Source organism: Sphingomonas sp. LC-1 (assembly GCF_025371035.1).
Classification (GTDB): Bacteria; Pseudomonadota; Alphaproteobacteria; order Sphingomonadales; family Sphingomonadaceae; genus Sphingomonas; species Sphingomonas sanguinis_E.
The window spans coordinates 51189-63005 of record NZ_JANZXB010000015.1 but is presented as its reverse complement, the minus strand read 5'-3'; the positions used below and the strand labels follow the sequence as shown (position 1 = coordinate 63005).

Annotated in this window: 11 protein-coding genes; 4 read left to right on the top strand and 7 right to left on the bottom strand. The window is 66.1% G+C overall.

Features of this window, described 5'->3' with window-relative positions; translation table 11 throughout:
• The coding region (locus NZL82_RS17600; RefSeq protein ID WP_261271049.1) for a hypothetical protein at nucleotides 1-193 on the top strand (193 nt) is incomplete at its 5' end.
• Between the two features lie 171 nt (nucleotides 194-364).
• On the opposite strand, the gene araD1 is transcribed toward NZL82_RS17600, so the two are convergent.
• Together araD1 and NZL82_RS17590 are read right to left on the bottom strand one after the other, a co-directional pair.
• Nucleotides 365-1357 carry an AraD1 family protein gene (gene araD1 / locus NZL82_RS17595; protein ID WP_261271048.1) on the bottom strand — a complete coding sequence of 331 codons (993 nt, stop codon included), beginning with the start codon at nucleotides 1355-1357 and terminating at the stop codon, nucleotides 365-367.
• Between the two features lie 71 nt (nucleotides 1358-1428).
• Nucleotides 1429-2952, bottom strand: a complete 1524-nt coding sequence (locus NZL82_RS17590) for an aldehyde dehydrogenase (NADP(+)) (protein WP_261271047.1) — start codon at nucleotides 2950-2952, stop codon at nucleotides 1429-1431.
• A 103-nt stretch (nucleotides 2953-3055) separates the two neighbouring features.
• On the opposite strand from NZL82_RS17590, the gene NZL82_RS17585 reads away from it, so the two are divergent.
• Nucleotides 3056-3853 carry a FadR/GntR family transcriptional regulator gene (locus NZL82_RS17585; RefSeq protein WP_261271046.1) on the top strand — a complete coding sequence of 266 codons (798 nt, stop codon included), beginning with the start codon at nucleotides 3056-3058 and terminating at the stop codon, nucleotides 3851-3853.
• 63 nt (nucleotides 3854-3916) lie between these two features.
• Here NZL82_RS17585 and NZL82_RS17580 read toward each other — a convergent pair whose 3' ends face one another.
• Genes NZL82_RS17580 through NZL82_RS17570 form a run of 3 tightly spaced genes read right to left on the bottom strand, consistent with a single transcriptional unit; the run spans nucleotide 3917 to nucleotide 6755 of the window.
• The gene (locus tag NZL82_RS17580; protein ID WP_261271045.1) at nucleotides 3917-4780 is read right to left on the bottom strand and encodes an SMP-30/gluconolactonase/LRE family protein; all 864 of its coding nucleotides are present in this window, start codon (nucleotides 4778-4780) and stop codon (nucleotides 3917-3919) included.
• A 29-nt stretch (nucleotides 4781-4809) separates the two neighbouring features.
• Nucleotides 4810-5595, bottom strand: a complete 786-nt coding sequence (locus tag NZL82_RS17575) for an SDR family NAD(P)-dependent oxidoreductase (protein ID WP_261271044.1) — start codon at nucleotides 5593-5595, stop codon at nucleotides 4810-4812.
• Between the two features lie 14 nt (nucleotides 5596-5609).
• Nucleotides 5610-6755 (bottom strand): fumarylacetoacetate hydrolase family protein, encoded by a 1146-nt coding sequence (locus NZL82_RS17570; RefSeq protein WP_261271043.1) that lies wholly within the window; start codon nucleotides 6753-6755, stop codon nucleotides 5610-5612.
• Between the two features lie 204 nt (nucleotides 6756-6959).
• Between NZL82_RS17570 and NZL82_RS17565 the strand changes: the two genes are divergently transcribed.
• Complete coding sequence (locus tag NZL82_RS17565; protein WP_261271042.1) at nucleotides 6960-7343, top strand: hypothetical protein; 384 nt, start codon at nucleotides 6960-6962, stop codon at nucleotides 7341-7343.
• 68 nt (nucleotides 7344-7411) lie between these two features.
• Here the strand turns inward: NZL82_RS17565 and NZL82_RS17560 are convergent, their stop codons facing one another.
• Both NZL82_RS17560 and NZL82_RS17555 read right to left on the bottom strand, forming a co-directional pair.
• Nucleotides 7412-9202, bottom strand: coding sequence for an IlvD/Edd family dehydratase (locus NZL82_RS17560; RefSeq protein WP_261271041.1), 1791 nt, complete (start codon nucleotides 9200-9202; stop codon nucleotides 7412-7414).
• A 13-nt stretch (nucleotides 9203-9215) separates the two neighbouring features.
• Nucleotides 9216-10310, bottom strand: a complete 1095-nt coding sequence (locus NZL82_RS17555) for an aldose epimerase family protein (protein ID WP_261271040.1) — start codon at nucleotides 10308-10310, stop codon at nucleotides 9216-9218.
• A 183-nt stretch (nucleotides 10311-10493) separates the two neighbouring features.
• On the opposite strand from NZL82_RS17555, the gene NZL82_RS17550 reads away from it, so the two are divergent.
• A complete protein-coding gene (locus NZL82_RS17550; protein ID WP_261271039.1) occupies nucleotides 10494-11804 on the top strand; it encodes a sugar MFS transporter in 1311 nt (436 codons plus the stop codon).
• Nucleotides 11805-11817: the final 13 nt, after the last annotated feature.

Below are 11817 nucleotides of genomic sequence, written 5' to 3'. Positions count from 1 at the left end.
CAAAGAGCCGACAACAAATACCGGCAACACTTCATCAACCCCGTTCCCAGGGCCCCAAGTGCGCCGATCTGTCGTGACTGCATCGGTCAGTCGTTGCGACCACCGCTGCGGTGAAACCCCTCTAGGCCTACCCAACCCAAACCGTCAACAGCCGATTTTCACTTTTCTGCAAAAAATGGAGAAAATCACCTAAAAACAATGTGTTGGCAGACATCGGCAGTCCCGCACCAACCGGAACCTTATCCCGTCCCATACGTCACAACACCGAATCACCGCCTAGAATCACTCGCGCCAGACGCAACAAGGGCGCCTTTCCCGTTGGGAAAGGACGCCCTGGTGACATTACAGCCGGGAATTGGGACGATCAGAGACGTCCGACCGTCACCGGCTTGTCCTCGGTTCGCGCCAGCGGATTGGCGAGCGGCAGGGTGAAGGGTGCCGCGGCGATTTCAAACACATCGCCCTCCTGCGTTCGGATGCCGTCGGCGAACGACAGGGTCGCGGTGCCGAAGAAGTGGACGTGCACGTCGCCCGGACGACGGAACAGCGCATATTTGAAGTGATGATGCTCGAGGTTCGCCAGGCTGTGCGACATATTGGCCTCCCCCGACAGGAAGAGCTTTTCCCACAGCGTCTCACCGTCACGGACGACCTTGCTGCTCCCCTCGATATGCTCGGGCACCTCGCCGAGCAGCAGTTCGGCGCCTAGCGCGGCGGGGCGCAGCTTGCTGTGCGCGAGCCAGAGATAATTGTGCCGCTCGGTTACATGGTCCGAGAATTCATTGGCGAGGCACAGGCCGAGCCGATGTGGGGTGCCATCGGGGCCGATCAGATAGATGCCCGCCAGCTCGGGTTCCTCGCCGCCATCCTGCGCGAAGGCGGGCATTTCAAGCGCGTCGCCGGGGCCGACCAGCTGCGAGCCGTCGCCCTTGTAGAACCATTCGGGCTGCTGGCCGACCTGGCCTTCGCCGGGCTTGCCGCCTTCGACGCCTTCCAGGAACATGCGCATCGAGTCGGTCTGGTGCGCCGCGGCGGCCGCGTCGCGATGCATCTTGTCACGCCCCTCGGCCGAGCCGAGATGGGTCAGGCCGGTGCCGGTCATGACGCAGTGCGCGGGGTCTTCATGGTCGATCGGCGCGATCAGATGGCCCGCCGCCAGCTCCGCCTTCAAATCGACGGCCGCGCCCTCGCCGCAGGCCAGTGCGGTGTCGAGCAGCGACTGCCCGCCGGCAATAGCACGCTGCGCCAATGCAATGACCGTGTCGATGCCCGGCACGAAGGCCGCTTGGTCGCCCCGGGCCAGAATGACCGAACGGGTGCCGTCGGGTGCGCGGTGCTGCAACAGGCGATCAGCCATGAATTCCTCCCCTTATCGTCTTTTCAACAAAAAGGGGCGCGTCCCCGGTCCGGAACGCGCCCCGTCATTCCTTAACCCGGCTGGCCGTCGACCAGACGGGGCAGCGTGCCCGCCGCTTCGTCCTTCAGATCCTCGGGCAGCAGCGCCGCGCTGAGGTTCTGATAGGACACCGGCCGCAGATACCGGTCGATCGCGAGGCTGCCGACCGAGGTCGTGCGCGCGTCCGAGGTCGAGGGGAATGGGCCGCCATGGACCATCGCATGCGCCACCTCGACGCCGGTCGGCCAGCCATTGGCCAGGATCCGCCCCGCCTTGCGTTCGAGCACCGGGACCAGCCGCACGGCCATGTCGGTATCGCCCTCGTTCATCTGGATCGTCGCGGTCAGCTGGCCCTCGGCCGCCTTTAGCACCGCGATCAGTTCCGCTTCGTCGCGGCAGCGGACCAGGATCGACGACGCGCCGAACACTTCATGACCCAGCGCCTCGTCGGCGAGGAAAGCCTCGGCCGTGGTCTGGAAGAAGGCGGCGCGACCGGCGGTGACGCCCTCGCCCACCTTGCCCTGCGCGACCGTCTCGACCTTGTCGTGGCTCGCCAGCGACTCCGACGCCTTGGTATAGGCGGCGTGGATGCCGGGCGTCAGCATGGTCTGCGCTGCCGCATCGGTCAGCGCCGTGCGTGCCGCCTCGACGAATGCGTCCAGCCCTTCGCCCTCGATCGCCAGCAACAGGCCCGGATTGGTGCAGAACTGGCCCGCGCCCATGGTCAGCGAGCCGACAAAGGCGGTGCCCAGCGCCGAACCACGCGCCTTCAGCGCCTCGGGCATCAGCACGACCGGGTTGATGCTCGACATCTCGGCATAGACGGGGATCGGCACCGGCCGCTCCTGCGCGATCTTGACCAGCGCGAGGCCACCCGCGCGCGAGCCGGTGAAGCCGACCGCGGTGATGCGCGGATCACGGACCAGCGCACCGCCCAGCTCATTGCTGGGGCCGGTCAGATGGCCGAACACGCCCTTGGGCAGGCCGCAAGCTTCGACCGCCCGCGCGATCGCGGCGGCGACCAACGCGCCGGTCTGCGGATGGGCGGGGTGGCCCTTGACGATGACCGGGCAACCGGCGGCCAGCGCGGACGCCGTGTCACCACCGGCGGTCGAGAAGGCGAGCGGGAAGTTGGACGCGCCGAACACCGCGACCGGGCCCAGCGGCACCATGCGCAGGCGCAGATCGGGGCGCGGCAGCGGCTGGCGGTCGGGCATGGCGGGGTCGATGCGAACCTGGAGATAGGCCCCGGCGCGCAGCACCTTGGCGAACAGGCCGAGCTGGCCGACCGTGCGGCCACGCTCGCCCTCCAGACGCGCGCGCGGCAGACCGCTTTCACGCATCGCGGCCTGGATCAGATCGTCGCCAATGGCCATGATCTCGGCGCCGATCTTGTCGAGGAACACGGCGCGCTCTTCGCGGCTGGTGGCGCGATAGACGTCGAACGCCTCCTCTGCCGCGGCACAGGCCGCGTCGACATCGGCCGGTCCGTGCACCGCAAAGGCGTCGCCCACCGGCTGGCCGGTGGCGGCGTCGATCGAACGGAAATCGGTCATAGGGGAAGCTCCTTTATATTACTCCGACATATTCATTTGACGGAGTGATGGCAATGTTAAACGTTGTGCGCCAAGATAGGGGTGGAGAGGTGAAACACAGGGAATGAGCGACATCGACAGGCAGGATACCCCCCCTTCCCCGGCAGTAGAGACGGGTGATGACGCGACGACGACGGGCGCGGCGAATTCGCCCCGGACACGGCGCGGAACCGGCCGCCGCCTGCACGGCGCGATCGCGCACAAGCTGGGTGCGGCGATCGTGTCGGGCGAGTATCGCCCCGGCGACACGCTGTCGGGCGAGGTCGCCTTTTCCGAAGCGCTCGACGTATCGCGTAGCGCCTATCGTGAAGCGGTACAGGTGCTGACCGCCAAGGGGCTGGTCGAAAGCCGTCCCAAGACGGGCACCCGCGTCCTGCCGCGCAACCGCTGGAATCTGCTCGACCCCGACGTGCTCGCCTGGGCCTTTTCGGGCGAGCCGGACATTCAGTTCGTGCGCAGCCTGTTCGAGTTGCGGTCGATCGTCGAGCCCGCCGCCGCGCGGCTGGCGGCGGAGCGGCGCGACAAGGCGGATCTGAAGGAGATGCGCGACGCGCTGGCCGCGATGCGCCGCCATACGCTGGCGACCGAGGCGGGGCGGACGGCGGACCGCGATTTCCACAACGCGGTGCTGGCGGCGACCCGCAACGATGCGCTGGTCGTGCTGACCGCCAGCATCGGCGCGGCGGTCGCCTGGACCACCCAGTTCAAGCAGCGTTCGCGCGCGCTGCCCCGCAATCCGGTGCCCGACCATGTGAAGGTCTATGACGCGATCGCGGCGGGCGATGTCGAGGGGGCGGGAGAGGCCATGCGGCTGCTCGTCGATCTGGCGCTGGAGGACACCCGCAGCGCCATGGAGGAATAAGAAGCGGCCCGCCCCGAAAGGGAGCGGGCCGACCCGAGACGCCGGGTTCGAAAGCCAAATGGGTCAGAGCGCCGCGCGGTGCACCGGCTTGGCGGGCACGGTCACGCGGAAGGTGAAGATGTCCCCCGCCTGCACCTGCTCGGCCAGTTGTTCCTCCGACAAACCCTGCCGCGCGGTGGTGGCATAGGCGGTGCGGCCATCGGGACCGCCCAGCGCGATCTTGGTGATGTTCGACACCGGGAAGCGGACCTCATCGGTCATCACGCCGTCCGGGCCATAGCGCCGTGCCGCCCAGCCGCCGAAGAAACCGACCCACACGCCGCCCTCGGAATCGCAGATCGCACCGTCGGGATGCCCGTCCGCATCGCCGAAGCGCGCAAACTCGGTCGCGGGGCCCAGCGTGCCGTCGCCCAGAATCGGATGCGCCAGGATCACCTTGCCGAGCGTATCGACGTGATAGAGCGTCGAATCGTCGGGCGAGATGGCCGGGCCGTTGGTGATGCACACCGCGTCGGCACTGGTCGGCGTTACCAGCCCGGCGGCCCATTGGAACAAGCGACCCGACAGCGAGGTCTCGTCATTGTCCATCGTACCGAACCAGATACGCCCCTGCCCGTCGACGCACGCGTCGTTGAGGCGGTTGGCGGGCAGATGCGCATCGACCTCCGCCAGCCGCTCGAAACCGCCGGTCGCGGGATCGAAGTGATGCGGCCCCGACTTCAACCCCGCGACGAAACCGCCACGCTGCGCGGGCACGACCCAACCGACCATTTCGGGCGAGGCCCAGTGATCGAGCGTGCCCGCCACCGGATCGTGACGATAGATGCGCTGCTGCTTGATATCGACGAACCACAGCGCGTCATCGACCCAGATCGGGCCTTCGCCCAGCGTCGCACCCACGGTCAGGCAGTGTTGGGCCTGCTGCATCACTCTCTCCTATGCTCTCGCCCGGTTTGTCAGCGCCAACCGGCGTCGATGAAATAATCGTGGCCGGTGCACATCTTCGCATCGTCCGAGGCGAGGAACAGCACCAGCGCCGCCACGTCCGAAGGCTGGATACGCCCGTCCAGGCACTGCGCCGCGACGATCTCCGCCTCGCCTTCGGGCGTGTACCATTTTTCCTGGCGCGGCGTCTGGACGTTGCCGGGAACGATGGTGTTCACCCGGATATTCTCGCGGCCCAGATCGCGCGCGAGACTGCGGGTCAGCCCCTCGATCGCCGCCTTGCAGGTCTGGTAGAGGACCAGATCGTTGAGGCCGAGGTGCCAGCTGATCGACCCGAAGTTCAGGATCGCGCCGCCCCCGGCGCGCTTCATCGCGGGGATCACCGCTTGGGCGGCGAAGAACTGGTGCCGCAGATTGACGTTCAGCCGCTCGTCCCAATAGGCCGGGGTGACGTCTTCGATGTTGTGGCGATCATCATTGCCCGCATTGTTGACCAGGATATCGACCCCGCCCAATGCCGCTTCCAGGTCGGCGAAGACCGTCTTGAGGTGATCGAGATTGGTCAGGTCGCAGCGGCGATGGATCGGCGCATGGCGAGCATCGGCCGACATCCGGTCGACCAGCGCCTGACTCGCCTCCTCGGCGATGTCGACGAAGGCGACGCGGGCGCCCTGCGCCACAAACGCCTCGACCAGCCCCTTGCCGATCCCCGATCCGCCGCCCGTCACGATGACGCGCTTGTCCATCAGGCTGGGATAGCGTGCGGTCATGTCCGCCGCGCTGGTCTTCTGCAACATTTCGTCCGACTCCGTCACAACAGGCCGCGCCGGGCCAGATTGCGCATCAATTCGCCCAGACCGAAGGTCCAGGCCGGGGCGTCGGCGGAGGTCGTCACCGGGTTGACCAGCGTGCCGAGACGCGGGTTGGTGATGACGACGCTATCGCCGACCTTGTGGGTGAAACCGCGACCGGGCTCGTCGCGGTCCTGGGTCGGCGCGAACAGCGTGCCGAGGAACAGGACGAAGCCGTCGGGATAATGATGCTCGCTCAGCGCCTGTCCCAGAAGGTCCTCGGGATCGCGGCTGATCTGGTCCATCGAGCTGGCCCCCTCCAGCACATAGCCGTCGGTGCCGGTGATGGTCAGCTTGACCTCGCTCGACCGGACATCGTCCATGGTGAAGCCGTCGTCGAACAGGCGGACCAGCGGCCCCAGCGAGCAGGAGGCGTTGTTGTCCTTCGCCTTGCCGAGCAGCAGCGCCGAACGGCCTTCGAAGTCGCGCAGATTGACGTCGTTGCCCAGCGTCGCGCCGACCGCCTTGCCATGCGCATCGGCGACCAGCACCACCTCGGGCTCGGGGTTGTTCCAGGTCGAGTCGGAGCGGACGCCGACCGGCATGCCCCAGCCTACGGTCGAGAGCACCGGCGACTTGGTAAAGATCTCCGCGTCCGGGCCGATCGCGACCTCCAGATATTGCGACCACAGCCCCTCGGCGATCAGCGCATCCTTGAGCTGCGCGGCTTCGGGCGAACCGGGCACCACCGAGCGGATATTGCCGCCCAGCGCCTGTTCCAGCGTCGCGCGGAGTTCGGCCGCCTTGCCATAATCGCCGCGCGCGCGCTCCTCGATCACCCGCTCCAGCGCGGAGACGGCGAAGGTCACGCCCGCCGCCTTCACGCATTGCAGATCGATCGGCGAGAGCAGGCGATGGGCCGCACCCTGTTCGGGTGACAGGTTCAGTTCGGTCAGTTCGCCCAGCGCCTCGCCCTGCGATGCATCGACCGTGCCGCCCGCCAGCAGCGCGGAGACGGTCGGTGCGACACGGCTCATGTCATAGGCCTTGCCGCCCTTGACCAATATGGGACAGGGACCTTCGCCCCGGTCGATCCGACCGACAAAACGCCCCTCGCGCCAGTCTTCCGGCAGCGCACTGATCAGGTCGGTGAATTCGATCGGCATATATCCTCTCCGCATACTTTGTTAGCGGTATCGATTGGTGTGGTTCGCAGGTCAAGGTCTCGTTCGAAACAGTCGCGGGCTTTGCCTTGGCTGTACCAAAGCCGGCAACATGGTTTGGCCTTACGCGGCGATTCGCATATGGTCGGTTTTGGTATTAATCCTGTCATCGCCCGGAATGCGATGGAAATGCGTCGGGAGAGCCGGATGACACCGGAAAAGGTCGAGGACGCCGCATTCGAGATCGCGATGGGCGATCATCACATCATCCATGTCCGGGCGCGCGGCATTTGGACGCCGGACATTGCGGACCGTTACTGGCCCGCCTTCCACCCTTTCCTGATCGAGTCTCGGGCGCATCTCGGCCATGCCAAGGCGCTGATCGACCGGCGGGGCGCACCGATCATGCCGATGGCGATGGTCGAGAAGATGCGCGAGGGCATCGTCATCTATTATGTCCCCGGCGACCGCCTTGCCCTGGTCGTCGATTCCAGTCCGCTCAAGTCGCAGGTGCGCCAAAGCTATCCGCTGGAAAATCTCGACGCCTTCCTGTCCTATGACGCCGCCCTGGCCTGGCTGGAGAATAGCTGACCGCTCAGTCAGGCCCGAGCGGACCGAGCGTTGGGGTATTCACTCGATCCGCTCGTTCTTGCCTGCTCTTAGTGGTTGTCGCGCGGAAGGCCTTGGGTCTGGGCGATACGCTGATACTTCTCAGCGCCCTCCAGGATTGCGCCGGTCGACATCTGGCCGACCACCGAGCGCTGGATTTCCTGCCACGGGGTCTGCGACGCGGGGTATTTATACCCGCCCGCCGCCGCCAGCACCTTACGACGCTCGGCCAGTTCCTCGTCGGAGATGAGGATGTTGGCGGTGCCCTTGTTCAGGTCGATCCGCACCCGGTCGCCGGTCTCGATTAGCGCCAGGCCGCCCATCGCCGCCGCTTCCGGGCTGGCGTTCAGGATCGAGGGGGACCCCGACGTTCCCGACTGACGCCCGTCGCCGATGCAGGGCAGCGAGTGCACGCCCTCGGTGATCAGATAGGCGGGCGGGCGCATGTTGACGACTTCCGCCGCACCCGGATAGCCGATCGGCCCCGCGCCGCGCATGAACAGCAGCGTCTGCGGCGTGATGCCGGTCGCGGGATCGTCGATCCGGTGGTGATAATCCTCCGGCCCGTCGAACACGACCGCCGGACCTTCAAAGGCATCGGGATCGTCGGGGTTGGACAGATAGCGCTCGCGGAATTCCTCCGAGATCACGCTGGTCTTCATCACGGCGGCGTCGAACAGATTGCCCGACAGGACGATGAAGCCCGCTTCTTCCTTGAGCGGCTGGGCGAAGGGGCGGATGACCTTTTCGTCCTCGATCGCCTTGCCACGGCAATTCTCGCCCATGGTCTTGCCGTTGACGGTCATCGCGCCCTCGTGGATCAGCCCCTGCTCGATCAGCTGGTTGACCACGGCGGGCACGCCGCCTGCACGGTAATAATCCTCGCCCAGATATTCGCCCGCCGGTTGCAGGTTCACCAGCAGCGGGATCTTGTGCCCCTCGGTCTCCCAGTCCTGCACGGGCAGGTCGACGCCGATATGGCGCGCGATGGCGGCCAGGTGGATCGGCGCGTTGGTCGAGCCGCCGATCGCCGAGTTCACCTTGATCGCGTTGTGGAACGCCTCCTTGGTCAGGATGTCGGAGGGCTTGAGGTCCTCGTTCACCATCTCGACGATGCGCTTGCCGGTCAGGTACGCGACTTCCTGGCGATCGCGATAGGGCGCGGGGATCGCGGCCGAGCCGGGCAGCGACATGCCCAGCGCCTCGGCCAGCGAGTTCATCGTGGTCGCGGTGCCCATGGTGTTGCAATAGCCGGTCGACGGCGCCGACGAGGCGACCAGGCGGATGAACTCCGCATCGTCGATCTCGCCCGCCGCCAGCATCTGGCGCGCCTTCCAGACGATGGTGCCAGAGCCGGTCCGCTCACCCTTGTGCCAGCCGTTAAGCATCGGCCCAACCGACAGTGCGATCGCGGGGATGTTGACGGTGGCAGCGGCCATCAGCGCGGCCGGGGTCGTCTTGTCGCACCCGATGGTCAGCACCACCGCGTCGAGCGGATAGCCGTACAGCACCTCGACCAGGCCCAGATAGGCCAGGTTGCGGTCGAGGCCCGCGGTCGGGCGCTTGCCGGTTTCCTGGATCGGGTGGACCGGGAATTCCAGGACGATGCCGCCCGCCTCGCGCACGCCCTCGCGCACCCGCTCGGCCAGCACCAGGTGGTGGCGGTTGCAGGGCGAGAGGTCGGAGCCGGTCTGCGCGATGCCGATGATCGGCTTGCCCGACTGAAGCTCCTCCAGCGACAGGCCGAAGTTCAGATACCGCTCCAGATAGAGCGCGGTCATGTCGATATTCTCGGGATTGTCGAACCAGGCGCGGCTGCGCAGTTTGGGCGTGTCGGTCATGTCAGGCTTTCGGTCAGCGAACGGTGGAGAAGCGGTAGATCATGGTATGCCGGTAGGGCTTGCCGGGATCGACGCGCGGCGAGACGAAATCGGGCTTGTTGGGCGAGTCGGGGAATTTCTGCGGCTCCAGCGCGATGCCGTCGCCCATGCGGTACAGATGGCCCTTCTTGCCGACATAGGTGCCGTCGAGGAAATTGCCCGTATAGAATTGCACGCCCGGTTCGGTCGACAACACTTCGAGCACGCGGCCCGACGCCGGGTCCTCGAGGCGCGCGGCCAGTTGCGGCGTGGCGGTCAGTCCCTTGTCGAGCGCGAAATTATGGTCATAGCCCTGGCCGTAGCGGATCTGCTGGTCATTGCCGTCGCGGATGCCGTCGGCGACGACGCGGGGCGCACGGAAATCGAACACCGTGCCCTGCACCGGCTTGCGCTCACCGGTCGGGATCAGCTTGGCATCGACCGGGGTATAGGCGGCGGCGGGAATGGTCAGCTTGTGGAAGGTCGCACCCAGGGCCGAGCCTTCGCCGTTCAGGTTGAAGATCGCGTGGTTCGTCATGTTGACGATGGTCGGCTTGTCGGTCTTCGCCTCGAACGCGATGGTCAGCGACCCCGCCTCGTCCAGCGAATAGGTGACGGTGGCATCGACCTTGCCCGGATAACCCTGATCGCCATCGGGGCTGGTCAGCGCCATGACGACGTTGGCGGTCGGGCCGTCCTTCATCGACACGATCCGCCACAGATGCTTGTCGAAGCCCTTGGTCCCGCCATGCAGCGAATTGACCTTGTCGTTCAGCGTCAGCTGATAGGGGCGCCCGTCGAGCGTGAAACGGCCACCGCCGATCCGGTTGGCGAAGCGCCCCACCGTCACGCCGAAGAAGTTCGGATGGTTCACATAATCCTCGGCCTTGTCATAGCCGAGCAGCACGTCGGCCAGCTTGCCCTCGCGATCGGGCGCCATCACCGACTGGAGCGTCGCACCATAGGTCAGCACGCGCGCCGACAGCCCGGCCTTGTTGGTCAGCGTCACCGACTCGACGCCCGTCCCCTCGACCGAATAGCCGGCGGGCGCACGCTTTGCCTCGCTCGCCAGAGCGGCCGTAGAAGTCATTGCGGAGGTTACCGCTACCAAAGTAAGAAAGCTCTTGATTGACGCCATCGACATGCCTCATCCCTCCGTCGCCCGACGCCATTGACGCGCCTTAGGCATCACTATAGTCAGACAAAATATCAGGAGCAAGCCGGTCGACGAACATCTTTTGATGATGATCACCGGTCCGTAGGAGAGGAATGCATGGCCGCACCCGTCACGTCCCGCGCCACCGGCGCACAGCCTGTCGGAGGAGGGACGACCAATTACGGGTCGGCATTGACCCTGCTGGCCAGCCTGTTCTTCATGTGGGGCTTCATCACCGTCATCAACGGGACGCTGCTGCCGCATCTGCGCAGCGTGTTCGAGCTGAGCTATTTCCAGGCTTCGCTGATCGAGAGCGTGTGGTTCATCGCCTATTTCTTCGCCTCCATCCCTTCGGCCAAGCTGATCGAGCGGATCGGGTATCAGAAGTCGCTGGTGACCGGCCTGCTCATCATGGCGGCGGGTGCGGTCGGCATGATGCTGGCGGCGTCGCTGCCCTCTTACGGCGTCACGCTGCTGATGCTGTTCGTGATCGCCAGCGGCATCACGCTGCTGCAGGTCGCGGCCAACCCCTATGTCGCCGTGCTGGGCCCGGCGGACACCGCGTCGTCGCGCCTTAATCTGGTCCAGGCGATGAACTCGATGGGCACGATGCTGGCCCCGCTGTTCGGCGCCTATCTGATCCTCGGCCGGTCGAAGGGCGGCACGGCCGAAGCCGGTAGCGCCGCGCTGACCCAGGCCGAACGCCTGGCCGACGCCCATGCCGTGGTCCTGCCCTATGGGCTGGTCGCGGTCGTGCTGGTCGTCCTCGCCCTTGTCATCGCCCGCTTCCCCCTGCCCGCCATGGGCTCGGCGACCAGCCGCGTCGCCAAGGAGGATCGCCAGAATCACTCGCTGTGGAAGCATCGCAATCTGGTGTTCGGCATCGGCGCGATCTTCATCTATCTGATCGCCGAGATCGGCGTGGGCAATTTGTTCGTGAACTTCGTCAGCCGCCCCGACATCGGCAACATGACCACCGAGGCCGCGGGCCGTTACCTGACCCTGCTCTGGGGCGGGATGATGGTCGGTCGCTTCGTCGGCTCGGCGATCATGCAGAAGGTGCCCGCCGGGACCGTGCTGGCCGTCTTCTCGATCGGCGCATTCATCGTGATGCTGGCGACCGTCTTCACCACCGGCACCGTCGCCATGTGGTCGCTGATCCTCGTCGGCCTGTTCCACTCGATCATGTTCCCGACCATCTTCACGCTCGGCATCCGTGGCCTGGGTCCGCTGACCGAGGAGGGTTCGGGCCTACTGATCATGGCGATCGCGGGCGGCGCGCTGGTCGCGGTGCATGGCTGGCTGGCCGATCATTACGGCCTGCAGGAGTCGTTCCTGCTGACGGCGGTGTGCGAACTCTACATCCTGTTCTACGCACTTTGGGGGTCGAAGCCGACCAACGCCTTCCCCGACGAAGACGCGGGCTGATCCGCGTCGCTTC

What these genes read in the sequence shown, in the direction of transcription:
- araD1 (WP_261271048.1), bottom strand. Translation starts at nt 1,357, where the DNA reads ATGGCTGATCGCCTGTTGCAGCACCGCGCACCCGACGGCACCCGTTCG.
- NZL82_RS17590 (WP_261271047.1), bottom strand. Translation starts at nt 2,952, where the DNA reads ATGACCGATTTCCGTTCGATCGACGCCGCCACCGGCCAGCCGGTGGGC.
- NZL82_RS17585 (WP_261271046.1), top strand. Translation starts at nt 3,056, where the DNA reads ATGAGCGACATCGACAGGCAGGATACCCCCCCTTCCCCGGCAGTAGAG.
- NZL82_RS17580 (WP_261271045.1), bottom strand. Translation starts at nt 4,780, where the DNA reads ATGCAGCAGGCCCAACACTGCCTGACCGTGGGTGCGACGCTGGGCGAA.
- NZL82_RS17575 (WP_261271044.1), bottom strand. Translation starts at nt 5,595, where the DNA reads ATGTTGCAGAAGACCAGCGCGGCGGACATGACCGCACGCTATCCCAGC.
- NZL82_RS17570 (WP_261271043.1), bottom strand. Translation starts at nt 6,755, where the DNA reads ATGCCGATCGAATTCACCGACCTGATCAGTGCGCTGCCGGAAGACTGG.
- NZL82_RS17565 (WP_261271042.1), top strand. Translation starts at nt 6,960, where the DNA reads ATGACACCGGAAAAGGTCGAGGACGCCGCATTCGAGATCGCGATGGGC.
- NZL82_RS17560 (WP_261271041.1), bottom strand. Translation starts at nt 9,202, where the DNA reads ATGACCGACACGCCCAAACTGCGCAGCCGCGCCTGGTTCGACAATCCC.
- NZL82_RS17555 (WP_261271040.1), bottom strand. Translation starts at nt 10,310, where the DNA reads ATGACTTCTACGGCCGCTCTGGCGAGCGAGGCAAAGCGTGCGCCCGCC.
- NZL82_RS17550 (WP_261271039.1), top strand. Translation starts at nt 10,494, where the DNA reads ATGGCCGCACCCGTCACGTCCCGCGCCACCGGCGCACAGCCTGTCGGA.